The 25600-nt window shown below is 38.1% G+C and carries 18 protein-coding genes; 16 read left to right on the top strand and 2 right to left on the bottom strand.

Annotated elements, in window-relative coordinates; genetic code table 11:
- Nucleotides 1-245: 245 nt before the first annotated feature.
- Nucleotides 246-1544: an IS1380 family transposase gene (locus GM418_RS02530; protein ID WP_158862826.1), complete on the top strand. Its 1299-nt coding sequence runs from the start codon at nt 246-248 to the stop codon at nt 1542-1544.
- 749 nt (nt 1545-2293) lie between these two features.
- Here the strand turns inward: GM418_RS02530 and GM418_RS31445 are convergent.
- Both GM418_RS31445 and GM418_RS31440 read right to left on the bottom strand, forming a co-directional pair.
- Nucleotides 2294-2632, bottom strand: a complete 339-nt coding sequence (locus GM418_RS31445; protein ID WP_217447692.1) for a hypothetical protein — start codon at nt 2630-2632, stop codon at nt 2294-2296.
- Nucleotides 2633-2673: 41 nt separating this feature from the next.
- Nucleotides 2674-3033 (bottom strand): hypothetical protein, encoded by a 360-nt coding sequence (locus GM418_RS31440; protein WP_217447691.1) that lies wholly within the window; start codon nt 3031-3033, stop codon nt 2674-2676.
- A 479-nt stretch (nt 3034-3512) separates the two neighbouring features.
- On the opposite strand from GM418_RS31440, the gene GM418_RS02520 reads away from it, so the two are divergent.
- From GM418_RS02520 to GM418_RS02450, 15 genes are all read left to right on the top strand, one after another.
- The gene (locus tag GM418_RS02520; RefSeq protein WP_158862824.1) at nt 3513-4097 is read left to right on the top strand and encodes an RNA polymerase sigma factor; all 585 of its coding nucleotides are present in this window, start codon (nt 3513-3515) and stop codon (nt 4095-4097) included.
- 133 nt (nt 4098-4230) lie between these two features.
- Nucleotides 4231-5286, top strand: coding sequence for a FecR family protein (locus GM418_RS02515; RefSeq protein ID WP_158862822.1), 1056 nt, complete (start codon nt 4231-4233; stop codon nt 5284-5286).
- 145 nt (nt 5287-5431) lie between these two features.
- Nucleotides 5432-8803, top strand: a complete 3372-nt coding sequence (locus tag GM418_RS02510; protein ID WP_158862820.1) for a TonB-dependent receptor — start codon at nt 5432-5434, stop codon at nt 8801-8803.
- Between the two features lie 11 nt (nt 8804-8814).
- On the top strand, nt 8815-10233 hold the full coding sequence (locus GM418_RS02505) for a RagB/SusD family nutrient uptake outer membrane protein (RefSeq protein ID WP_158862818.1): 1419 nt from the start codon (nt 8815-8817) through the stop codon (nt 10231-10233).
- Between the two features lie 116 nt (nt 10234-10349).
- Nucleotides 10350-11915 carry a sulfatase family protein gene (locus GM418_RS02500; RefSeq protein WP_217447690.1) on the top strand — a complete coding sequence of 522 codons (1566 nt, stop codon included), beginning with the start codon at nt 10350-10352 and terminating at the stop codon, nt 11913-11915.
- 328 nt (nt 11916-12243) lie between these two features.
- Nucleotides 12244-12405 carry a hypothetical protein gene (locus GM418_RS02495; protein ID WP_158862816.1) on the top strand — a complete coding sequence of 54 codons (162 nt, stop codon included), beginning with the start codon at nt 12244-12246 and terminating at the stop codon, nt 12403-12405.
- 47 nt (nt 12406-12452) lie between these two features.
- A complete protein-coding gene (locus GM418_RS02490; RefSeq protein WP_217447689.1) occupies nt 12453-13475 on the top strand; it encodes a glycoside hydrolase family 32 protein in 1023 nt (340 codons plus the stop codon).
- 114 nt (nt 13476-13589) lie between these two features.
- Nucleotides 13590-15005, top strand: a complete 1416-nt coding sequence (locus tag GM418_RS02485) for a sulfatase family protein (RefSeq protein ID WP_158862812.1) — start codon at nt 13590-13592, stop codon at nt 15003-15005.
- A gap of 75 nt (nt 15006-15080) precedes the next feature.
- Nucleotides 15081-16967 carry an arylsulfatase gene (locus GM418_RS02480; protein WP_158862810.1) on the top strand — a complete coding sequence of 629 codons (1887 nt, stop codon included), beginning with the start codon at nt 15081-15083 and terminating at the stop codon, nt 16965-16967.
- Nucleotides 16968-16989: 22 nt separating this feature from the next.
- Nucleotides 16990-18489 carry a sulfatase family protein gene (locus tag GM418_RS02475; RefSeq protein ID WP_158862808.1) on the top strand — a complete coding sequence of 500 codons (1500 nt, stop codon included), beginning with the start codon at nt 16990-16992 and terminating at the stop codon, nt 18487-18489.
- 5 nt (nt 18490-18494) lie between these two features.
- Nucleotides 18495-20066, top strand: a complete 1572-nt coding sequence (locus tag GM418_RS02470; RefSeq protein ID WP_158862806.1) for a sulfatase family protein — start codon at nt 18495-18497, stop codon at nt 20064-20066.
- Between the two features lie 30 nt (nt 20067-20096).
- Entirely contained in the window at nt 20097-21653 is a 1557-nt protein-coding gene (locus tag GM418_RS02465) for a sulfatase family protein (protein WP_158862804.1), read from the top strand.
- 53 nt (nt 21654-21706) lie between these two features.
- A complete protein-coding gene (locus GM418_RS02460) occupies nt 21707-23260 on the top strand; it encodes an ADP-ribosylglycohydrolase family protein (RefSeq protein WP_158862802.1) in 1554 nt (517 codons plus the stop codon).
- Nucleotides 23261-23449: 189 nt separating this feature from the next.
- Nucleotides 23450-23758: a hypothetical protein gene (locus tag GM418_RS02455; protein ID WP_158862800.1), complete on the top strand. Its 309-nt coding sequence runs from the start codon at nt 23450-23452 to the stop codon at nt 23756-23758.
- A 75-nt stretch (nt 23759-23833) separates the two neighbouring features.
- A complete protein-coding gene (locus GM418_RS02450; RefSeq protein WP_158862798.1) occupies nt 23834-25591 on the top strand; it encodes an arylsulfatase in 1758 nt (585 codons plus the stop codon).
- Nucleotides 25592-25600 lie beyond the last annotated feature (9 nt).

Here is a 25600-nt window from a genome sequence, read left to right as displayed (position 1 = left end):
GTTTAACGGGAAGAGCCCCAAAATGTACAGGAAAGGTAATTGTGTAACAGAGAGGTTCAGAAACCAAAAGGGCGCCCTGTATTCTTGCAGGACGCCCCAATTTACAACAGACAGAACCCCCGCTCCCGCGTGATTTCACCTAAAATCCGCATGTTATAGTTGAAAAAAGCTGTAAAACTATTCAAATGAATGCTTTACAGCTTTGGCATGTTCACCTAAATTGGTGTTGCTACAAAATACCAAATATGAAAGTATTAAATTCTAAACCTGTTTCGGCCTTTGGCGGATTAAATTTTGTTATCAAGGAGGCAATTAATTTAAAAATCAACACTTTGTTAAATACTAGTTTGCCAGCCTTGCCCAAACAAAGCAAATACAATTGGTTTGATATAGTAATGTCTTATTGGTCTGTATTTTTTTGTGGGGGCGATTGTGCCGAAGATCTGTCTCTTAACCTAAAGGAGGGCTTTCGGAGTAACCCATTTATCAGTATTCCCAGCCCCGACCGGGTTTTGAACCGCCTTAAATCCTTAGCTGATGTCCCACAATATTTTGGAACAAAACGAGGAAAGGCAGAACACCATTTTTCGTTGGCAGAAAAATTAAACCGATTAAATATTAAAATGTTGACCTTACTTCCTGGATTCAAAAAGAACAAAGTGATCATAGACTATGATAATACACTAATTTATACAGAAAAAGCTGATGCACAACTCACCTATAAAAAGGAGAATGGTTATTGCCCGGGAGTTGGAATAATTAACAATCATATCATTTATGTTGAAAACCGGAATGGTCGTAGTAACGCCCATGTCCTGCAACATGAAACTATCGAAAGAATGTGCTCTTTGCTTCATGAAGTTGGGGTAACAATTGATGTTATACGTGCCGATTCGGCATCGTACACTTACGAGATAATAAAAGCAATTGAAAAAAATGCCAGGCGGTTTTTCATAAAAGCAAGAATGACCGATACCCTTGAAAAAGCTATTGGCAACATCAAAAAATGGGAAGAAGTAAAAACAGGGGACAAAATATTACTCAGGGGCTCAACAACCTACACTCCTTTTGAGCGTCACGCAAGAGGTAACAATGCCAAAACAAATTCTTTAAAACAATACAGGCTGGTAATAACCAAAGAGGCTCGAAGAGATGGACAAATAAACGCTTTTACCGGAGAAGCTTGTGTTTATAGTCCAATTCTTACCAACGACTTCGACATGACAGACGATGAAGTGGTGTTCTTTTACAATGCAAGGGGAGCAAAGGAAAGAGAATTCGATATTTTGAAAAATGATTTTGGGTGGGATAAAATGCCTTTTTCAAAACTGGAACAGAATACTGTGTTTCTACTGATTATGGCTATGTGCAGAAACTTATACACTCACATTATTGAAACATTTTCAAAAAGAGTAGCATTTTTATCGGCAAATTTCAGGATTAAAAAATTTATCTTTCGTTTTATTTGCATTCCCGGTAAATGGGTTGAATCAGGAAGACAAGTAAAACTAAGGTTGTTTGGATCACTCGATTTCAGAACATAAAACCAGAAACCAGCTAACCCCTAAACGAAGAATTGAGGAAGAAACAATTCCAATAAATATGTATTGCCCAAACTATAAAACCACCACTGTAACTGTAAAATGAATAATTTCAATCTGCTTGATAATCCTATTATTGAGTCCATTTTAGATTATCAGTATCTGTCAATACAATAAAATTGTTAGCAAATATGAAACTTGCGGATTTTAGGTGCAATCGCGCGGTAGCGCTGTAGATGCTATTACAGGAGCTACTCCACAACCAGGATATTTAATATTTAATACCCGGGTCAGAGTCATGCCGGGGAGTGATAAAAAATAAAATCGAAAGAAAATACAGGAAAATAAAATTTACCTGTTGCTAATTTTAGGGTGTAAACAAAAGCATGTCAGACTTTGCAGAAACGAATAGTAAAAATACAGGAAAAAACAGTAAGAAAAAACTTAGTAGATTTGTAAAACAGTGTAAATGAGAAAAAATCATTTACTCCTACCAGTAAATAAAGTAATAATCTGTCAAGCTATTTTAGGAAAGGTCAAAGGTCAGTCCTGCAATACATTATCCACTCCCTGCGGACTTTTTTTTGTTCCTGCATCGCTTTTGATCAATCCTGCAGCTTTTTTACCCTTCCTGCGGTAATGTTTTTGAATCCTGCACTGCAGGATTGCATAAAGTCCTTGCAGGGAGGAGATAAAACAAGCAGGGCGCCCTACTTGCTCGCAGGACGCCCCAACCGGATGCAGAATAAATATTAAGTCACATCATTCTGATTGCTGCTTTGTTTTCGGTGTAGTTTTTTCCAGTACTCGCTGGAATAGCCTTTCAATCGGTTTTTATCTTTTCGGAAAACATATTTACCGGCTTCACGGATTTCATCCACCAGTGCTTTCAGGTAGGTGTAGGCCTTGTCGCGGATGATTTTCGATTCGTTGGGATCGGCTTTGTCGCCGTTGGCTTCAGCCAGCAGATCGGCCAGCTCATCTGCCCGGGTAGCCGCCAGGTCGAGTTGTGTGAGATCGAAACCAATAGCCGTAAGCGGATTGGGATTTTCGCGGCCCAAAACGGCGATGTCATTCAGGTCCTGTATCATGTCGGCATGGCCGCTGCCATCGGTAATAGCACTTACACGGCTTAGGAGGGCATCGTCTTTCCTGTAAGCAAAACGAAGCGAAGCGAGCAGGTCGTCGCGGAAAGCGTAGGCTTCAGGTGCCTGTTCGGCCCATTCTTTCTGGGCTTCCTGTTGCGAACGGTAGTTTTTGTTCCAAATCGATTGTGCCTCGCGCAGGCGCCTGCACGTACGGGCAGGTCGTTAATCATGTCGGAAGTAATTCCAACCACCGCCAATGCGGCGGCATCGTTTAAACTCCAGTGATGGAGGTTTTCGGCTTCCTGTAAAGCAACATCTACAGGAATACCCGGTTCCAGGGTTTCTTCATCAGGAATTGCCTTGATGTCGGATAACCGGGCATTGTAGTCATCAATGTTTGCCATAATTTTGTAATTTTACAATGTTAATATTATGCCCTTCAAAGGGCGTTATTGATCTCTGCCGGCAGGCTCCGTTAAAGCTTGCCGGTTTTTTTTGCCATTCAGGGTCAAATACAATTTTTTGTCAGTTGTTTTTTTTTGTATTCAAGGTTATTTCCATGTTTTTCGGGTTTGTAAGTAGCTCAATTTAAGAATTAATTGAGAGAAAAAAGAATCAAAGTCCCGGAAGATGCTGGAAAACATTCTTTTCTAAAACCGGAAAAGTGAAAAATAATTACTGTTTTGAGCGATGGTTGTATGGGATTTGAGATGAGATACTTACCTTTTCAATTTATCAAACTTGTCTCTGACAAGATTTCTCTTTAATTGCAGTTATTTAATTCTGCGTCAAAAACTTTTAAAAAAGAAAGGTATCATGTTTTGTTGATTTTTGTGATTAAATTATATTAATACTTTTGTAATCCTAATGATTTAACTAAATCTTGAAAAAGACCGATACAAATACCGACCTTGTAAAACTCTTGAAAAATGGAGACATGTCGGCATTTGATATTATTTACAAAAAATATTCCAGGAGATTATATGGTTTTGTTTTTCGTTATGTAAAACAAGAAGCAGATACCGAAGAAATTGTACAGGAGGTTTTTGTAAAGATTTGGAAAAGCCGGGAAAAACTGAATATTTATTCCTCTTTTGAATCTTTTCTTTTCACAATAGCCCACAATGCAACAGTAAATCTGTTAAAGAAACGGGCAACCGAGCAAAAGTATGTAGAACACGTAAAATCACTTCAGAATATTGATGAGGCATACGAACTTACCGATGAAATTCATTATAAGGAATTAAAGCTGAAGTACCAGGGCCTGTTAAATGAGTTGTCACCCCGCCAAAAGGAGATTTTTAAACTAAGCCGCGAAGAGGAGTTAAGTCATAAAGAAATAGCAGAAAAATTAGGCATTTCAGTACATACGGTAAAAAACCATCTGGTAACTACACTTTCTTTTTTAAGAAGCAAGCTTGATAATGGCTTGTTAATTAGTAGCTTGTTTGTTAGTTTATTCTTATAGACAAAAAAAATATCATTTTTATTAGTCCTGTTTGCAATCCTTGTTGTATAACTTGTAAAAGATATCATTAGTTGATAGTTTAGTTAGTTTTCGGGACCTCAGCAATTTTGAGGTCCCGTTCAGAAAAAGAAAAATGACAAAAGATTTGCTGGAAAAATATTTGAATAACCGTTGTACTCCGCAGGAAGTTAAAGAAGTTATTCACTGGATGAAGCAACAGTCCTTCTTTACCGAAAGTAAGGAGTTTGGAAGGGTAGACTGGCAGCAATTTAAGGAAGAAGATAGTTTTGTCTCAGACGAAAAGCTGGATACCCTCCTTGATAAAATCCACCATAAATTGAATATTGAAGAGATTCGTACGGTTCAAATAAAAAGCAGGCGGTTAATGAGCAGGGTAACAAAAGCTGCTGCAATAATCTTATTCCCGGTTTTGGCGTTCTTATTTTATACAGTTTCAGAAAATAACCGGTTAATAAATCAAATTACAACTGTTTCTGTCGATTCATTGGAAGTGATAGCACCGGTTGGTTCTCGAACGGTTTTTGAACTATCAGATGGATCAGTAGTTCATTTGAATTGTGGAAGCCGGATAAAATACCCGCAGAATTTTTCAGGAGAAACTCGTGGTTTAGCTTTAATTGGTGAAGCGTATTTTGATGTAGCCCATAACCCTGATAAACCTTTTGTTGTCAGTGCCGGTAATATAAAGGTTAAGGCACTTGGTACACAATTTAATGTTAATGCATACCCCGAAAATAATGATATTTCGACTACACTGATAGAAGGGAAAGTGATAGTAGAAGAAATACAAAATAATGGGGATATCGAAAACACAAAAGAGTTGATACCCGGTCAGCATGTTATATATACAAAGAAAACATGTATGATGGAATCATCTCAGGAACAAGTGGAGAAATACATTGCCTGGAAAGATGGTAAATTGGTTTTTGAGAATGAATCGATAGATCAGGTTGCCCAAAGATTAAGTCAAATGTTCAATGTCGAAATAGAGGTCGCTGAGGAGGTGGCAAAATATAAATATACAGTAACCTTTATTGATGAACCACTTTTTCAAATACTTGACTTATTGTCGTTTGCAACACCGATTAGCTACCATGCCTTACCACGTTCAAAGAATCCGGACGGAACATTTTCGAAGCAGATAATATTAATTAAGAAAAAGAAATAAAGTCAAATCAAACTAAATTGCCAATGAACAAACTAATTCACTAAAAGACAACAGGGAAATGCTATGAACATTTCCCCGAAGATTGTAAAAATTACCCTGTACGCTTCACTTTACAGGGCATTTCTAACTTTATCAATACAAAAATATGAAAAAAAATTTCTGTTTTTACCGGAATGGGAAATATTCCGGGCTAATTAAACTATTCAAAGTAATGAGACTAACTGTTTTTCTATTGTTCGTTTCGGTGGCTGGAGTTTTTGCCAGTAAAGGTTATTCGCAAACGAAGATACTAAACCTGGATCTGCGAGGAGCTACTGTAAAGGAGGTTTTAAGTAGTATTGAAAAACAAAGTGAGTTTTATTTTTTGTATAGCGAGAACCTAATTGACGTAGATCGGGTAGTAGATGTATCCATTGAAAATAAAAAAATAGAACAGGCCTTGAATTTAATATTTGAAGGTACAGACGTAAACTATTCGATACGTGATCGCATTATTGTACTAACAACTCCGGAAGTACAAACAGGAGCGTTACAGATATTACAACAACAAAAAACTATTGCAGGAACGGTTACAGACGAGTCAGGCAAACCATTGCCTGGAGTAACTGTCGTTATAAAGGGGACTGCACAAGGTACTGTAACCAATACAAACGGGGAATATACCTTACCAGGTATTTCTGACAATGCCACGCTGGTGTTTTCATTTGTAGGAATGGTAACACAGGAAATTGAAGTTGGAAAACAGAATACAATCGACGTTACGATGGTTGTTGATGCCATTGGCATTGATGAGGTAGTTGCCATTGGATATGGTTCCGTAAAAAAAAGTGATATAACTGGTTCGATTTCATCGATAAAAGCAGAAGATAATTATTCAGGCGTGCAGGTTTCTGTAGATCAGATGCTTAAGGGGAAAACGGCAGGCGTAAGTGTAAGCACAGTTAGTTCAGAACCGGGAGGCGGTGTCACTATCCGTATCCGTGGGGCAAATTCAATAACAGCAGGTAATGAACCACTTTATGTTATCGACGGATTTCCTATTAGTAATGATAATGGCCCAAGCTCTCTTTATGGGGGGTGGCAAACTCCTCGCAATCCCTTAAATGCTTTAAATCCGGGAGATATTGAAACCATCGAAATTTTAAAAGATGCATCAGCTACGGCGATATATGGTTCGAGAGGTGCTAATGGGGTAATCTTAATAACTACCAAAAATGGAAGTGGCGAATTAAAGATTGATTATTCAACCTACTTTGGTATTCAGAATGTTGCTAAAAAACTCGATGTATTGAATGCCTCTGAATATATGCAATTTATGAATGATATCTATTCAGACAGAGGCGAAACGCTTCCTTATACTGAGGCAGAAATAAGTGCCGCAGGGGAAGGAACGGATTGGCAGGACGAAATATTCAGAACAGCAACCGTTATGAATCATCAGCTTGCATTCTCCGGTTCCTCAAATAAAACAAAGTATTATGCATCTTTCAATTACCTTGATCAGGATGGGGTAACAATCAGTTCTGGAATTAAACAGTATACGGCACGGCTTAACCTAAATCATTCTACTGATAAACTAAATTTCGGAATTAATATCAATACCAGCCTGGTAAAAGATGATTTTGTTAAAAACGGAAATGGTGATAATGCCGCTAGTGGCACCATTATAACTGCACTTGAAATGGATCCCTCCATGGCGGTGTTTGATGATAAAGGAAATTATAATATTCATCCAAACATGGATATTGATAATCCGGTGGCGATTGCCAATACATGGTTGGACGAAGCTGAGACAAACCGGACTTTTGGAAATGTATTTTTTGAATACAACATAATGGATGGACTTAAGGCAAAAATTAATGCAGGTAGCGACAGACAATCTGCCCGAAGGGATCAATACATCACAAAAAATGATTCAAGAATGGGGCAACTTGCTAATGGAAGGGCATACGTGAATGAACAGGACCTTTCGAATTATCTTATGGAACTTACATTAAGTTATAACACGGTTATTCAGGAGAAGCACACTATTAATGCCGTGCTTGGAAGCACCTATCAGGAGTTTATCGGACGCCGGATAAATGCAAGAGCAAGTGATTTTCCTACAGATGCTAATTTAACCAACAACTTAAGTGCCGGTAGTTCATCAACATATGAAATTGGTTCATATAAATACAAACATCAGTTGTTGTCTTATCTTGGAAGAATAAATTATTCATTTAGCGATAAATACCTTGCCACTGCTTCGTTTCGTATTGATGGTTCTTCGCGATTTGGAGCAGATAATAAATACGGTTATTTCCCATCAGGAGCATTGGCTTGGCGGGTATCCAACGAAGACTTTATGAAAGCTCAGGAACTTATATCTAATCTTAAATTGAGAGCGAGTTATGGACTAACGGGAAATCAGGAGATTGGAAATTATGAGTCATTACTGTTATTGAGCACATCCGGTCAGGCAGTATTCAATGATAATCTTTATGTAGGGATTGCTCCCACTCAGTTAGGCAATGCAGACTTGAAGTGGGAAACCACCGCGCAGTGGGATTTTGGTTTTGATTTTGGAATTCTGAATAATCGTATTTCAGGTACTTTTGATTATTTCAGAAAAAATACGTTTGACCTTTTATTGAACCTCCCAATTCCAAGAACCTCTGGCTTTACAACATCATTACAAAATGTTGGCGATACAAAAAATACCGGATTCGATTTTAGTATAACCTCTCGAAATCTTACTGGTGATTTCAAATGGTCGACTACATTTATTGGTTCTGTAGCAAAAAATGAAGTCACCAATCTCGGAGATCTGGAAGAAATTCAACAGGGATATATCCGATTTTATTCAGGCGTAACCATAATTAGAGAAGGGTTGCCGCTAAATTCATATTATGGCTATCAGGTTGAGGGCATTTTCCAGAGTGAGGAAGAAATAGCAGAATCGGCTCAACCCAATGCAAATCCTGGTGATTTAAGATATAAAGATGTTAGTGAAGACGGTTCTATATCAGCAGCCGATCGTACTATTTTAGGAGATCCTTTCCCTGATTTCTCTTTTGGATTTGATAATACATTTTCATATAAAGGTTTGGAATTGAATATATTCTTTGAAGGAATGGTTGGAAATGAGTTACTAAATATGGAAAGGGTTAATGCTGAAACACCAATTGAAACACCCAGAAACCGGATGGCTTATGTGCTCGACAGATGGACAGAAAATAATAAGGATAGTAAAAATCCGTCTTTTACCGAAACGTCTCAAACTTATGGCATTAATAGCCGAACAGTTGAAGATGCATCATTTCTGCGACTAAAAAGTCTCCGTTTGAGTTACTCAATCCCAACCAGACATATAAGGTCTCTTTCTGTTTTTGCAACTGCACAAAACTTGTTCACCATAACAAATTACAGCGGATTTGACCCCGATGCAAATGCATTCGGACAATCCAACATCAAATTAGATTATGGAACATACCCGCTATCCCGAATTTATACAATTGGTTTAAATATAGGACTTTAAAACATACTATTATGAAAAGATATTTTTTATTACTACTAATTATATTCTCTTTTGTGAGCTGCGACAATTTACTTGAAGAAGAAGTATATTCAAGTCTCGGGCCGTCTAATTTTTATTCCACAGCAGAAGATGCAGAATCTTTACTCAATTCTGCATATACAAGCAGGGTTGGAAATGTTCAGAGGATATGTATGGGAGAAGCTCCTACTGAAATATTTATGGAAAGAAAAGGTGGTATATATGCATATTTTAGACCTATGGAAGAATTTTCATGGAATTCATCACACAACTATTTACTAAATGCATGGACCCAGTGGTACACAGGTATTTTTAAGACAAATACAATTTTAGACCATGTTCCTTCTATTGATATGGATGAGGACAGAAAAGAACAGATTTTAGCTGAAGCCCGGTTCCTTCGTGCTTTTTTCTATTTTTCACTATATGACTACTGGGGACCGGTTCCGTTAATCTTAACAAGTGATACTTACCCCAGCGACAGGCCTTCGCGTCCATCCGACGATGAATTTGTGGAGTTTGTAGAAAGCGAATTTATTGCTTGTAGCGAGGTGTTGCCGTGGACACAGGATGAATTTCCCCGGGCAAGCAAAGGAGCAGCATTAGGGTTTCTAACAAAATTTTATTTAAACAATCATAAATGGAGCCTGGCTGCGGAAACGGCAAAAGAAATAATAGATAGTGAAGTACATGAACTTTTTAAAGGAGGTACAAGCAGGGCAGATTTGTTTGATATTGAGAATGAAGGAAACAGTGAGATGATTTACGTGCAGGCTTATAGCTCGCAAAATCCGAGTAACGGATATCACAGTCATGCTGTCCCGGATAACTATACATGGAAATATAATACGTTAACGAATTATGCGGCAGATTTTAGAATACCCGATAGTTTTTTAGATACATTTGACCCGGAAGATCAACGATTGGATGCTTTTATTTTTAAATATTTAAGTACAAGTGGTGATTCTATTACATTAAGGGGCACAGATAATGTTCGCAGTTTTAAATTCCCGGAAGATCCAAACGCATTAGGTCATACAAGCAGTAATGACTTCCCGTTACTAAGGTATGCAGATATTCTTTTGTCCAGGGCAGAAGCACTGAATGAAATCAGTGGTCCAACCCAGGAATCTGTCGACTTAATTAATGAAGTAAGAGAAGCAGCAGGTATTTCTGATTTACAGTTGGCTGATTACACGCAGGAAACATTTCGGGACGCGATTTTGGCAGAAAGAAGCTGGGAATTTCATACCGAAGGCTTGAGGCGCCAGGATTTAATCCGCCAGGAAAGATTTATTTCTGATGCAGTTGACAGAGGATGGTCTGCAGAAGATTATATGGTACTATATCCCATACCCCAATCTGAAATGGATGCAAATCCCAATCTTATTCAAAACGAGGGATATAATTAACTGATATTATAAACGGGAAGACCTTTGTAGGTTTTCCCGTTCTATACTCATTATAAAATACGAACGAAATAATTCTTTTTTCTGGTTGAATAAAGAAAATAATCAAAATAAACACAATGAAGTTATTAGACTTAATAAAAAAACTATCGTATTGCATTATGTTGATAGTTATTCTTTTAGGTTACTTCAAAACTCAGGGGGCTGAAAAAGCTGATAACCCCAATGTTATTATTATTAATGTAGATGATTTGGGGTACGGAGATACAGGTGCTTACGGTGCCACACATGTAAAAACTCCGGCTATTGATATGCTGGCTTCTGAGGGAAGAATGTTTACTGATGCCCATTCTGCGTCTGCCGTATGTTCGCCTTCACGATTTGCATTAATTACAGGGCAATATCCGGCAAGGATTGATCTGTACGAGCCAATATTTTTAAAATCGACACTGGTAATTGATACCGCGCAAATTACCATTGCAAAGGTTATGAAATCAGCAGGTTATAAAACTGCTGCTATAGGCAAATGGCATCTCGGGTTTACCAATGATTCGGTAATGGATTGGAACAAGGAATTAAAGCCGGGCCCTTTGGAACTTGGTTTTGATTATTATTTTGGCGTACCTATTTTGAATAGCCATCCTCCCTTTGTTTATGTTGAGAACCACCATGTTGTTGGACTAACACCTGATGATCCGTTGGTCTATGGGAAACATGCAGAAACATGTTGGTTTCCCGAAAAATTTGAACTGGATGCTATTGGTGGCGGCAGGGCTGCCCATGCCTTGTACGACGACAGGGCAGTGGGTACAACATTAAAAGAAAAAGCGGTAAACTGGATAAAAAAGCAAAAGGACAAGCCATTTTTTCTCTATTTAGCCACAACTAACATTCACCATCCGTTTACCCCTGCACCCCGGTTTATGGGGACGAGTGATGCGGGACGCTATGGAGATTTTATACATGAACTCGACTGGATAGTATCGGAAATAGAGAAAACGCTTGATGAAGAAGGACTGACGGAGAATACCCTGCTAATATTTACCAGCGATAATGGTGGAATGTTAAATCAGGGAGGTCAGGATGCCTGGAAAAAAGGCCACAAAATGAACGGTGACTTGTTGGGGTTCAAATTCGATGCCTGGGAAGGAGGTCACCGTATTCCTTTTATTGCACGCTGGCCCGGGAAAATTCAACCCGAAAGTAAGACCGATGAATTGTTGTGTAATGTCGATCTCCTGGCGACGATGGCCGCTTTGGTTGGTTATCCGCTTAAGGATGATGAAGCAATTGACAGTTATAACATGTTGCCGGCTTTATTAAATACGAATAAAAAGCCAATCCGTGATGGTATGGTTATTTCTCCGTCGCAGAAGAAAAATATAGCTATCCGTAAAGGAAAATGGATGTACATATCTGCACAGGGAGGTGGTGGATTTGAAGCCTCAAATGTGGGGGAACATATGTTTGGCGGGCCGGCTGCATTTCCTTTTACCGGCGAAGAGAACAGTGATATTCAAAACGGAAGCATAAAACCGGATGCACCACCAGCCCAGCTTTACGATATTATAGCCGATCCTTACGAAAAGGAAAATATTTATAACGAGCATCCTGAAATTGTTCGCGAATTAAAAGAACAGTTAGAAGAAGTTTTAGCATCCGAAAAAGCCAGAAGAAAACAATAAGTATGGCAAAAACCGAATAAAAAGTACTGTTGAAAAGAGAGTAACAGCAAATGATAAGAAAATTAGTTAAAATATTGAATGTGTTTTACGCCAAGCAAAATTTTGTTAGCCTGATTATAATAATTGTATTATTTGCATTTTTTTCCAATGTGAGTAGTGGACAACAGGAAAAAGCAAGTTTTGTTTGGAATGATGACAGCGGGGCAGGAAGCAAACGGCCTGCTTTCTTCAGAAAGAGTTTTGGTTGTAAACTGCCGGTAACTAAAGCCTCTAAATCAATATTTTCCGATTCTCGTTTCCAGCTTTTTGTAAATGGTAATTTACTAATTTGGACCGAATCTGGCATAATTCTGTCTCTCCCGAATATGACTTGCTAAATATTATTACCTACCTGAAAGAAGGTGAAGATACCATAACCGTAGAAGTTTTATCGAATATCATCGAAACATTACAAATTCCATACAGTGTTGGTAGTTTTATAACCAGGTGAGTAAACATAAAGAATTTACATTGAAGACATCAATCCTTAGTCTGATTATGAAAAATATTGAATTAAAATTTTTAAATAAAAGAACGAATTATAACATCTTTTTGATTTTTCTAATGTTAATGCTGGGAATAACAAATAACTCATGTGTTAATACCGAAAAATGTATAGTATATAAACCTGTTATTGACGGGAATTGGTGGGAAATTACCAGTCAGCCCGATTTAGGAGAATACTCATCTGAACGGCAACAACCTGTCGATTTTGGAATATGGCAGGCTGAAGACGGCACTTTTCAGCTTTGGTCATGTATTCGTAGAACCAATGCCGGAGGCCGTACCCGTTTATTTTATTGTTGGGAAGGGAAAAATATTACTGATACAGCTTGGCAGCCTAAAGGTATTGCCATGGAAGCTGACACAACCTTAGGGGAAGCAAAGTCTGGTCTGCAAGCCCCGTTTGTATTGAAAGACAACGGAAAATACCTGATGTTTTATGGCGACTGGAACCGGATTTGTTTGGCAGAAAGTGATGATGGCAAAACATTTACAAGAGTTTTGAATAAGAAGAATAATCCATCGCTTTTCTCTGGTTCCCTTTCTAATACAAGAGATCCAATGGTTTTAAAAATAGATGATACGTATTACTGTTATTATTGCGGGCACATGGGAGTTAATGATAAAAAGGACCACCCAAAAACAGCGATTTTCTGTAAAACTTCTACCGATTTAAGAACCTGGAGTAAGGAATATGTAGTTTCCAGAGGAGGGATTGCGCAAAAACTGACTGACTGGTATGGAGGCGATTCTGAATGTCCTTTTGTTGTAAAATATAAAGATAGGTACATCCTGTTTCGCAATCAGGTTTATGGAGAGAACAGCGTTAATACTCAGTATTGCTCTAAAAACCCGCTCGATTTTGGAGATAACCATGACGATTATTTTACAGGCTTTCTGAAATGTGCGGCACCTGAAATAATTAACGTAAATGGTCAATATTATATTGTCGCTTTAAAACCAGGATTAGATGGTATGATGGCAGCAAAATTGAAATTCGTTGAGGTTGAGCTATAAGTTATATAACCTAACCTTATTATAATAGGATTTGGTGAATTGAAATTTAAAAAGGTAAAATTTTCATCAATGGAGGAAGCACTGATTTTATTGTTTCAAAAGAATAATTACAAAATGAAGAATTTGAACAGAATAAAAATAATAGTATTTGCGGTATTCATCTTTACAGCTAATTGTTGTAGCTCAAAGGGAAAAGAGGAGGCGAAAACATCAAAACCAAATTTCATTGTAATTTTTGCTGATGATATGGGCTATGGTGATGTTGGTGTTTATGGGAATCCAACCATCAAAACCCCAAACCTCGACAGGATTGCCACAGAAGGACAGAAGTGGACTAACTTTTATGTTGCTGCTTCTGTTTGCACTCCGTCACGGGCCGGCTTACTCACCGGGAGACTTCCAATTCGCTCGGGGATGTGTAATGAAAAACCGCATGTTCTCACCATTCGTTCCAAAGGAGGGCTTCCTCAAAAAGAAATTACTATTGCACAGGCATTGAAAGGTGCAGGCTATCAAACTGCCTGTATTGGGAAATGGCATTTGGGGCATTTGCCGCAATTCCTTCCAACTGCCCACGGATTTGACTACTACTACGGAATTCCGTATAGCAACGATATGAATTTTGATAAAGACAAAGCGGGTGATAAAACTTTGTTTGAAGCCAAAAAATCTCCGGAAATTGAATATTTCGATGTGCCGTTAATGAGAAATACGGAAATTATTGAAAGGCCGGTAGAGCAATCAACGATTACCAAACGGTATACGTACGAAGCAATTAATTTTATTGAAGAGAATAAAGAAAAACCATTTTTTTTATATCTGGCGCATGCAATTCCTCATGTTCCTCTTTACCGCTCTGCCGAATTCGAGGGTATAAGTCTTCGTGGAAAATTTGGCGATGTAATAGAAGAATTGGATTGGAGTGTTGGCCGGATTTTATCAACCTTAAAAGAAAACGGACTGGATAAAAATACACTTGTTGTTTTTACTTCGGACAACGGACCATGGTTGATTTACGACGAACAAGGTGGAAGCGCCGGCCTTTTGCGTGGCGGAAAAGGTGAAACTTTTGAGGGGGGAATGAGAGAACCTGCTATTTTTTGGGGTGAGGGACTGGTTAAACCTGGTGTTGTAATGGACATGGGGACCACAATGGATTTATTACCAACATTCTGTAAACTGGCTGATGTAAAACTCAGGAATGACAGGATTTATGATGGATATGATATCTCTCCGGTTTTATCAGGTGAAGGCAAAAGCAAGCGGGATATGGTTTTTTATTATCGCGGAACGGATGTATTTGCGATTAGAAAAGGGGCTTATAAAGCACATTTTTATACGCAGTCTGGATATGGAAAAGATGAACGCAAACTTCAAGATCCCCCACTATTGTACAATCTCGAAATTGATCCTTCTGAAAAGTATAATATCGCAGATCAGTACCCTGAAATAATACAAGAAATTACGCAAATACTAAAAGAGCACCAATCCAGTATCGTTCCTGTTGAAAACCAACTGGATAAATTTTAGTGGAAAATTGTGCCTCCATTTTTAAACGAAAAAGAATTAATAAACATCAAGGAGATCAAACTTAATAATACAATCATGAAAATTAAGTTTTTACCAATAATGATAGTACTACTGGCAAGTGGTGGTCTTCTATCTTTCTTAACCTTAGGGGAACCGGGAAAGAAACAAACGGCAGAAAAACCAAATGTGATAATCATAATGACGGATGACCAGGGTTATCCAGAGCTGTCAATTCACGATAATCCGGTACTGAAAACGCCAAATTTGGACAAGTTTGCCGAGAGCAGTGTCCGCTTTGGTGATTTCCATGCAGCGCCAATGTGTGCTCCTACCCGCGGTCAGTTAATGACAGGAATGGATGCTGCTGCAAACGGATGTGTTAATGTGAGTAGTGGTCGGGCCTTTTTAAAGCCTGGGCTGCCTACCATGGGAAATATTTTTATGGCAAATGGTTATAACACAGGAATCTTTGGTAAATGGCACCTCGGGGCAAACTATCCATACCGTCCCCAGGACAGAGGTTTTGAAGAATCAGTATGGTTTCCATCCTCACATATAGGCTCTGTTTCCGACTATTGGGGCAATGATTATTTTGACGATACCTATCGGCACAATGGGGAACTCCAAAAATACAACGGTTATTGTACCGATGTTTTTTTTGGCGAGGCAAAAAAATTTATAGAAAGCTCATTGGAAGAAGGAAAACCATTTTTTGTTTATATCCCTACAAATACTCCCCACGGGCCTTTTAATGCAAAAGAAGAAGATATAAAAGTATTGGAAGAGTTATACGATAATTCAACATTCCCCCAAAAAACTAATGAATTAAAGAAATCATTGGTGCGATACCTTGCAATGATTCGAAATATTGATACAAATGTTGGCAGTTTATTGGATTTCCTTGATAAAAAAGGTGTAAGAGACAATACAATAGTTGTATTTCTAACCGACAATGGAAGCATAATGGGAATTAAATATTTTAATGCAGGTATGCGTGGAATGAAGACTGAATTGTGGGATGGGGGACACCGGGTTCCGTGTTTTATTAACTGGCCAAAAGGTAATTTTGAAAATATTGGTGAAGAAGTTTCAGGATTAGCAGAGGTTCAGGATATTCTTCCAACATTTGTTGACCTTTGCGATTTAAATAAGCCAACCCCGGTAAGCTTTGACGGGATGAGTTTAGCTCCGGTTTTACGGGGCGAAGAAGAAATACCTAAAGACAGAATGCTAATTACAAATTATAGCAGAATGCCTAATTTTATCAACTATCCTGCGCCGCATGGCCAAACTATAGTAAAGAAAGAAGGAGCGGCAGTGCTATGGAAAGGTTGGCGATTGCTGGAGTCTCGGGAACTTTACAATAGAATTACAGACCCATTAGAAAAGGAGAATGTTTTTGGGCAAAATCTTCAGGTAGTTAGAAAAATGGAAGGCCACTTGGATATTTGGTGGGATAGAGTAAAAAAAGATATTAATGAGCCACAAAAAATCATTATAGGGAGCGAAAAAGAAAACCCAACTATTTTAACTGCTTGTGATTGGTTAGATGTATTTATCGACCAACAGCCTCAGGTTAGCCGGGGAGAACGGAAAAACTCATACTGGTGTTTGGATGTGGCACAAGAAGGGGATTATGAAATTGAACTTCGTCGCTGGCCCAAAGAAACAGACTCCCCAATTGCAGGGGAATGTACTATGATTGACAGAAACGGAAATATTGGTGGAACAGCTTTACCGATAGTTTCTGCCAGTATCTATATCGGAGATGTGGAACTACGCTCTATTTCAGAGAAAACGCCTTATGGTTTCGAGGGTTTAACAAAAGAAGTAACTCCTGAAGATAAGGCAATTACATTTGACGTACATCTTAAACCAGGCCCTATTTATTTACACACCTTTTTTCATATAAAAGGTCAGGGGATTATTGGTGCTTATTATGCTTATGTAACACGTATGTAGGGAAAATTTAAAATTTAAGCCATTGAGAATTCGGATAGCCATAATAATCTTTTCTGTCTTTGCCTTATTTTCGGCATGTAATATTACTAATGATGACAAAGCTCCTTTGAATATTTTGCTTTTTACTGCCGATGATTTAGATAAAAACTCGCTGGGGTGTTACGGGGGAAAAGTTGAAGACATTTCTCCAAATATTGACAAGTTCGCAGCCGAGGGTCTGATGTTTAATCACGCCTATGTAAATAATTCTATTTGTGCCCCCAGCCGGGGGATACTGGCAACCGGTTTATACGGGCACAACAGTGGTGTAATGGGATTTATGAAAATGTCACCTGAGTGTAAGACCCCGTTAATTATGGAAGTAATGCGGGAGCATGGTTATCAGGTAGGTATTTTAAGCAAGGTAGATCATTCAACTCCTAAAGAATCATTTAAATGGGATTTTGTTTATACACAACAGCAGTTGGGAAACGGCAGAAATCCGGATTTATATTACAAAAGAGCGAAAGACTTTTTTGATATGGCAAAGAAATCAGGTAAGCCATTTTATTTTATGGTGAATTCAAATGATCCACACAGGCCTTTTTTTGTAACAGGCCAAAAGCTTTCCGGTGGAATGGCTGAACCCTCTCGAATATGCTCTCCGGAGGAGATTGATGTACCTGGATTCTTACCAGATTTACCGGATGTAAGAAAAGAGCTGAGTTATTATTACAATTCAGCAAAACGATTGGATGATACATTTGGAAAAGTGATGCAGGCACTTGAAGAAAGCGGATACAAAGAAAATACGCTGGTCATTTTTATATCGGATAATGGTATCGCTGTTCCTTTTGCAAAATGTGATAATTACCATTCAAGTAGCAGAACTCCCTGGATTGTCAGGTGGCCGGGAGTTATAAAACAGGGAACGGTCAATGATGAAAACCTTATTTCGGAAATTGATTATTATCCTACCATTTTAGATGCATTGGGTATAAAAATAAATGCCAGACTGGATGGGAAATCAAGATTGCCGCTTTATAAACGGGAAAGGCAAAAAAATGATGCAATTGTTTTTACACAAATTGATAGTAAAGCAGGTGGAAGAGCAGCACCAATGCGCAGTAGTGCAAGTCCGATGAGGGGCGTTCAAACCCTTGATTATATCTATATATTTAATGCCTGGGCTTTCACAAATGTAATCTACTATAACAATAATGAAGGAATTACAATGCAAGCCATGGAAAGAGCTGCTGAATCTGACCAAAAAATCAGAAACAGGGTTGATTTTTTTCGCAGACGCCCAATAGAAGAATTTTATGATATAAAAAAGGATCCTGACTGTTTGATAAATCTTATTTCAGACCCTGAATATTCCAAAGAGATTCAGCAAAAACGGGATGAATTGGAAGCGTGGATGAAAAAATATAATGACCCGCTTTTATATGTCTATGAGAATAGGGATAACAAAGAAGAAATAAGCGATAAACTTTATGAGTTGTATCCTGATTTAAGAGTGGGAGATATTACCGACAAATAACAATTATGAATTTTAAAATACACATAATTAGTTTCATATTTTTCACTTCTGTTGCAGGGTGTAGCCGTACTGAATTCAATACTCTGCCAAACATTTTAATTTGCATTGCCGATGATGTTTCCTATCCACATATGGGAGAAAACTGCAAATGGATAAAAACCCCTGCATTTGACCGGGTGGCCAATGAAGGATTATTTTTCGAAAATGCTTATACCCCAAATGCAAAATGTGCCCCATCAAGGGCTTGTCTTTTAACGGGTCGTAATCCGTGGCAATTAGAACAGGCAGCAAATATGTGTGCATTCTTTCCTTCAAAATACAAAACCTATCCGGAGGCACTTTCAGAAAGACGGTATTTTGTAGGTTATACAGGCAAACCGTGGGCTCCAGGGGTGCCAGGTGAAAAAGGTGGTAAGCTGAGACAATTATGTGGAGAAATGTGGAATTCTATAAAATTAAAACCTCCAACAAAAGGTATATCTTCCGTTGATTATGCCTCAAATTTTATTGAATTTTATAAAAATAAACCAAAAAATAAACCTTTTTGCTTTTGGTATGGAGGACATGAACCACACAGGCGTTATGAATACAAATCAGGAATACAATCAGGGAAAAAAATTAGTGACATTAAGGAAATACCTCCATTTTTTCCAGATAACGAAGTAGTAAGAAATGATCTTCTGGATTATGCATTGGAAATAGAATACTTTGATGCTCACCTGAATAAAATTCTCAATTATCTTGACAGTACAGGAGAGCTGAATAATACAATTGTAATTGTTACCGCAGACAATGGTATGCCTTTTCCTCGCGCAAAAACTGACGAATATAATTTTTCTAACCACATTCCATTATCAATTATGTGGAAAAATGGAATTAAATCACCCGGAAGGATTGTAAAAGACTATGTTTCCTTTATTGATATAGCCCCTACTTTATTTGACATTGCTGGTATTGACAATGAAAAAGATTATGGATTGCAACCCTTTACCGGTAAAAGTATGCTCCCAATATTTCAAAAAATCAACAATACAGAAAAATTTAGGGATTTTGTGCTAATTGGAAAAGAAAAACACGGCGTCGGTAGACCCAATGATTTAGGGTATCCAATAAGAGGTATCGTGAAAGGAGACATGTTATATTTACATAACTATAGAAATGATTTATGGCCTGTTGGACCTCCTCAAACAGGTTATTCTAACGTGGATGGTAGCCCTACTAAAACGGAAGTCTTAAAATCCCGTAAATCTGCCGAGAAAAAATATTTATGGAAATTATCATTTGCAAAAAGAGGTATTCAAGAATTGTACAATTTAAAAGATGATCCATATTGCATTAATAACTTAATTAATAATTATGATTATAGTGGAATAGCCATGCAACTGGGTAAGGAAATGGAAAACGAATTAAAAAAGGAAGCAGATTCAAGGATGTTTGGGCAAGGTGATATTTTCCAGAATTACGAATCTTCTGAAAATCAATACAAGAATTTGTATCACAGAATTGTAATTGAAAAAGAGAAACTAGTCCCAAGTTGGATAAATGCATCTGATATTGAACCTGGTTTTACTGAATAATTATAACCAGTGGACTTGCAAAACTTAATTATGAAATTGATAATAAATACTTCTTTACTGATCTTATATATGTTCCTCTTTGGGTGCAACAAAAAAGAATCACAATTGGTACCCAACATATTGATTTGTATTGCAGATGATGCAGCACATATGGGAAAAGAATTTGCCTGGGTTAATACTCCGGCATTTGATCGTGTTGCAGCTGAAGGGATTCTTTTTTCCAATGCCTATACACCTAATGCAAAGTGTGCTCCATCAAGAGCCTGTTTGCTTACGGGAAGAAATCCCTGGCAATTGAAAGAAGCCGCTAATCACTTTAGTAACTTCCCGGCTGAGTTTAAAACATATCCTGAGGCACTCAGAGATTTTGGGTATTTTACAGGATATACAGGAAAAGGATGGGCACCGGGGAATCCCGGGGAAGTCAACGGAAAGGAGCGGGAACTTTGTGGTATGAGATGGGATAAAAAGCAAATTGTACCTCCAACAAAGGATATATCCAGAAATGATTACTCGGCTAATTTTATTGAATTTTATAGAAATAGACCAAAAGATAAACCTTTTTGTTTTTGGTATGGTGGTCGTGAGCCCCATCGAAGGTATGAATACGGCTCAGGATTGAAAGCCGGTAAAAAATTATCAGACATTAATGAAGTGCCGGTATTTTTTCCAGATACCGATATTGTGCGGACGGATATCCTGGACTATGCTTTGGAGATTGAGTATTTTGACTCACATGTTGGCAAAATTTTAGATTTTCTTGAAAGACAAGGGGAGTTGGATAATACATTGGTCATTGTTACTTCTGATAATGGTATGCCCTTTCCAAAGGCCAAAAGCGATGAATATGAAAATTCAACCCATCTTCCATTGGCTATTATGTGGGGAAAGAATATCAAAGACCCGGGTCGTGTGATTGATGAATACGTAAGTTTTATTGATATTGCTCCAACGTTTCTGAAAGCTGCCGGCATTGATTGGCAAAAGAGCGGAATGCAAGAAACTCCTGGATCAAGCCTTCTCCCGTTTTTGCATGGAGAAATCAATAGCTCAAGAGATTTTGTGCTGATAGGAAAAGAGAGGCACGATATAGGCCGGCCAAACGATTTCGGCTACCCAGTAAGAGGAATGGTAAAAAACGGATGGATGTACCTGCGAAATTACTGGCCAGATTTATGGCCTGCCGGTAACCCGGAATGTGGATATACTACGGTTGATGGAAGCCCAACAAAAACAGAAATTCTGAAATCAAGACATAATCCTGAAACAAAGTTTTATTGGGATTGGTCATTCGGTAAAAGGCCGGCTGAAGAACTTTACTATTTGCCAGATGACCCGGGTTGTATTAAAAATCTAACAGATGAAGATAAGCTCAGAGCAATGAAAGTTAGCTTAAAAGATAAAATGGAAGAAGAATTAATAAAGCAAAACGATCCAAGAATGTTTGGGGAAGGCTACATCTTTCATACTTATTATTATACATGGGATACATACAGAAATTTATACGAAAGAATGGTTGTCGGTAAGGAAAATATAGTTCCAATGTGGATAAATGCTTCGGATATAGAATCTGATTTTCCGGAATGATAAAAATTATAGTGACAAATTAGAAGTAGTATTAATAACTAAAATAATTCAAAATGAGATCATTTAATTTATGCTTATTGCTAGGAATTTTAATGTTGTCTTGTACCGAAAGAACGAATAATAAGAACAAAATACCTGAAGAAGTTAAAATCTCACAAACAGAGCTATTAGATAAAATCAAAGGTGGTTGGGCCGGTCAGGTAATTGGCTGTACTTTTGGCGGACCAACCGAATTTCGTTTTAAAGGAAGTATGATTAATGATTACCAGCCAATTCCATGGGATGAAAACAGATGTTTGTGGTATTACCAAAATCAGCCAGGCTTGTATGATGATGTATATATGGATTTAACATTTGTAGATGTGTTTGAGAAAGAAGGCTTGGATGCTCCTGCTGCTTCTCATGCCATGGCCTTTGCCAATGCTGGATATCCGTTGTGGCATGCCAATCAGGCAGCACGCTATAATATTTTAAACGGGATAATGCCTCCTCAATCAGGTCACTGGTTGCATAATCCACATTCTGAAGATATTGATTTTCAGATAGAAGCCGATTTTGCAGGGTTAATGGCACCTGGGATGGTAAACTCAGCAACTGAAGTTTGTGATAAAATTGGGCATATCATGAATTATGGCGACGGCTGGTATGGTGGAGTTTATGTGGCAGCAATGTATTCATTGGCATTTGTGTCGAATGATATAAATTATATTGTTGAAGAGGCGTTGAAAGCTATACCGAAAGAATCACAATTTTATCAATGCATTGCCGATGTGATTCAGTGCCACAAACGGTTTCCAGATGACTGGAAACAAACATGGTTTGAAACAGAAAAAAAATGGTCGGCTGACATTGGTTGTCCCAAAGGCGTTTTTAAAGATTATAATATAGATGCAAAAATAAATGCTGCCTACATTGTAATTGGCTTGCTTTACGGTGAAGGTGATTATTCAAAAACACTTGAAATTTCTACCCGTTGCGGACAGGACTCTGATTGTAATCCGGCGAGTGCAGGAGGAATTCTGGGAACCTTAGTTGGTTATTCTAATATTCCTGAATTCTGGAAAAAAGGAATTTATCCGGTAGAAGATATTGACTTTGAATACACAACTATGTCATTAAATGATGTTTATGAAATTGGGACACGGCATGCCCTGCAAATGTTAAAAAGAAAGGGTGTAAAAATTGATGGTGATCAGATTGTCTTACCGGTAGAGGAAATAAAACCGGTAGTTCTGGAAGTTGGATTTGACGGACATTACCCGATCGAAAGAATTAGAATTGGAAAAAATATAAACAGTCAAACACCGGAAATTGAATTTGATTTTGCCGGTAACGGATTTACATTAACAGGAAACGCAAACAGCTCAGTTGGAGATGTTGTTATTGAAATGGAGATGAGTATTGATGACAGTGCCCCCGAAAAAATTTTGATGCCAACCAGCTTTACTACACGTAAACTTGAAATTGCTTGGAAGTATCAACTGACCGACCGGCCTCACAAAGTTAAAATAGTATGGAAGAATCCGACTCCGGGACAAAAAGTGAGGGTAGAAGATGTATTGGTTTATTCTTCTAAAAAGATTGAAAATACATGGAAAGCTGAATAGCATGTATTCCATCCACTGGTTTCTGTTCAATGTTATTTCTGATAAATTGGTTAAATAAATTAGTAATAACCAATCTATCACCGATGGCACATTACGTGTTTTTGATTTATGAACCTTGAAAATAAAAACAAAAATAATTTACCATAGAATTTCGAACTCCAGTTTATATAACACTTACAAGAGTTGAGCTTGGCGGAGCTAAGAAAGAAGCAAAATAAAAGGGGATTTTTTGAATTAAAGCATAAATTGGGGAAAGGCGATATTATTGCAATTGATATGGTTTATAAGCTAAAAGCACATTTTTATACGCAGTCTGGATATGGAAAAGATGAACGCAAATTTCAGTATCCTCCACTATTGTACAATCACGAAATTGATCCTTCTGAAAAGTATGATATAGCAGATCAGTATCCTGAAATAATTCAAGAAATGGAGCAAATACTAAAAGAGCACAAATCTGGTATCGTTCCTGTTGAAAACCAACTGGATAAATTTTAGTGGGAAATTGTGAACATATTTTTAAACGAAAAAGAATTAATAAACATCAAGGAAATCAAACTAAATAACACAATCATGAAAATTAAGTTTTTACCAATAATGTTAGTAATACTGGCAAATGTTGGTCTTCTATCTTTCCTAACTTCATGTGAACCAGGAAAGAAACAAACGGCAGAGAAGCCGAATGTAATCCTTATTTTAACAGATGATCAAGGGTACGGGGATTTTTCCTGTCATGGGAATCCTGTTTTAAAAACACCTGTGCTTGATAAATTTCATGACCAGTGTGTCCGGTTTACGGATTTCCATTCCTCGCCAATGTGCTCCCCAACCAGGGGACAATTAATGACGGGGAGGGATGCGGTTGACAACGCCTGCACCGCCGTGTGCATGGGGCGTTCTTTGGTTCGTGAAGATTTACCCATGATGTCAGATATTTTTAAGGCATCCGGTTACCAAACGGCCCATTTCGGTAAATGGCACATGGGAGACAGTTATCCGTTCAGACCGCAGGACCGGGGTTTTGATGAAACCATCCATCATGGCGCCTGGGGGATTACTTCCATTGCTGATTATTATGGAAATACCTACTGGAAAGGAAAGTTTAATCATAACGGGAAATACGAAGACTTCGATGAATATTGTACCGATGCCTGGTTTGATTATATGCTGAAGTATATCAATAAGTGGCAAAAAGGAGATAAACCGTTTTTTATTTATCTGCCCACTAACTGCCCTCATGCACCTCATATGTGTGATGATTCGTATGCTGAGCCCTATTGGAAACAAGGGATTGATACGGTTACGGCAAGATTTTTCGGACAGATTGCCAACATTGACGAAAATATGGAAGGCTTGTTGAAAACCCTTGATGAAAAAGGGCTTGCTGATAATACGATTTTAATTTATATGTCAGACAATGGAACTGTTCAGGGAGAGAACGTATATAATGCAGGCATGCGGGGCAAAAAAACGTATCCCTACGAAGGAGGTCACCGTGTTCCGTTATTTATACGTTGGCCCAATGGTGATCTTGGAGAGCCCCGGGATATTGATGCTTTAACCGAATGTCAGGATATTCTCCCTACACTTATTGATTGGTGCGGATTAAAGGAGCCTGAAAATGCAGCGTTTGATGGAACTTCACTATCTCTGTTATTTAAAGGTGATACACATGGTATTGATGATCGCATCCTGGTTGTACAATATGATAACCCATACCAACCGGAAGAAAGTAAAGTAGTGATGTGGAAAAGATGGAGGTTGGTAAAATCAACAGAGCTGTACGATCTGACTGTTGACCCCGGACAGAAAAATGATGTGGCAGCCGGGCACCCGGAAATAGTAAAAAAACTTAAGGATTACTACGATTCATGGCTGGTTGATGCGATGAAGGGTTACAATAAAACAAGGTACATCCACATCGGAACGGAACATCAAAACCCGTGTATGCTTTTTTCAAACGACTGGCAGGGAGATTACGCCGATAACGCATGGAACCTATTTAAAGGCAATGCATTTGGAGCATGGGATGTTATTGTTGAAGCAGCTGGAAAATATGAATTTACACTTTCCAGGTGGCATCCTGCATCCGGACTGGCTTTAACTGATAGCTCATTGTTTAATGGAAAATACCAGGGAGGGCTCCCAATTGCAAAGGCAAAAATTAAAGTAGGAACCCAGGAACAGATTGTCGAAACAAAGCCGGGGCAGTCGCTTGTAAAATTCACCATGGATTTGCCGGAAGGAGCTACAAAAGTGGAAACCTGGTTCTTAGATAAAAATGACAAAGAAATTTGCAGTGCTTTCTATACGGATGTAGAGTTATTATAAAAACCATAT

This window comes from Maribellus comscasis, from assembly GCF_009762775.1.
Taxonomy (GTDB): Bacteria; Bacteroidota; Bacteroidia; order Bacteroidales; family Prolixibacteraceae; genus Draconibacterium; species Draconibacterium comscasis.
The sequence above is the reverse complement of the archived record's forward strand: the minus strand, read 5'-3'. Positions and strand labels throughout refer to the sequence as shown.

Bases quoted from the DNA above. Each gene is read 5' to 3' on its own strand.
- GM418_RS02530 (WP_158862826.1), top strand. From the start codon at position 246: ATGAAAGTATTAAATTCTAAACCTGTTTCGGCCTTTGGCGGATTAAAT.
- GM418_RS31445 (WP_217447692.1), bottom strand. From the start codon at position 2,632: ATGATACAGGACCTGAATGACATCGCCGTTTTGGGCCGCGAAAATCCC.
- GM418_RS31440 (WP_217447691.1), bottom strand. From the start codon at position 3,033: ATGGCAAACATTGATGACTACAATGCCCGGTTATCCGACATCAAGGCA.
- GM418_RS02515 (WP_158862822.1), top strand. From the start codon at position 4,231: ATGACAAAAGATTTGCTGGAAAAATATTTGAATAACCGTTGTACTCCG.
- GM418_RS02510 (WP_158862820.1), top strand. From the start codon at position 5,432: ATGAAAAAAAATTTCTGTTTTTACCGGAATGGGAAATATTCCGGGCTA.
- GM418_RS02505 (WP_158862818.1), top strand. From the start codon at position 8,815: ATGAAAAGATATTTTTTATTACTACTAATTATATTCTCTTTTGTGAGC.
- GM418_RS02500 (WP_217447690.1), top strand. From the start codon at position 10,350: ATGAAGTTATTAGACTTAATAAAAAAACTATCGTATTGCATTATGTTG.
- GM418_RS02490 (WP_217447689.1), top strand. From the start codon at position 12,453: ATGAAAAATATTGAATTAAAATTTTTAAATAAAAGAACGAATTATAAC.
- GM418_RS02485 (WP_158862812.1), top strand. From the start codon at position 13,590: ATGAAGAATTTGAACAGAATAAAAATAATAGTATTTGCGGTATTCATC.
- GM418_RS02480 (WP_158862810.1), top strand. From the start codon at position 15,081: ATGAAAATTAAGTTTTTACCAATAATGATAGTACTACTGGCAAGTGGT.
- GM418_RS02470 (WP_158862806.1), top strand. From the start codon at position 18,495: ATGAATTTTAAAATACACATAATTAGTTTCATATTTTTCACTTCTGTT.
- GM418_RS02465 (WP_158862804.1), top strand. From the start codon at position 20,097: ATGAAATTGATAATAAATACTTCTTTACTGATCTTATATATGTTCCTC.
- GM418_RS02460 (WP_158862802.1), top strand. From the start codon at position 21,707: ATGAGATCATTTAATTTATGCTTATTGCTAGGAATTTTAATGTTGTCT.
- GM418_RS02450 (WP_158862798.1), top strand. From the start codon at position 23,834: ATGAAAATTAAGTTTTTACCAATAATGTTAGTAATACTGGCAAATGTT.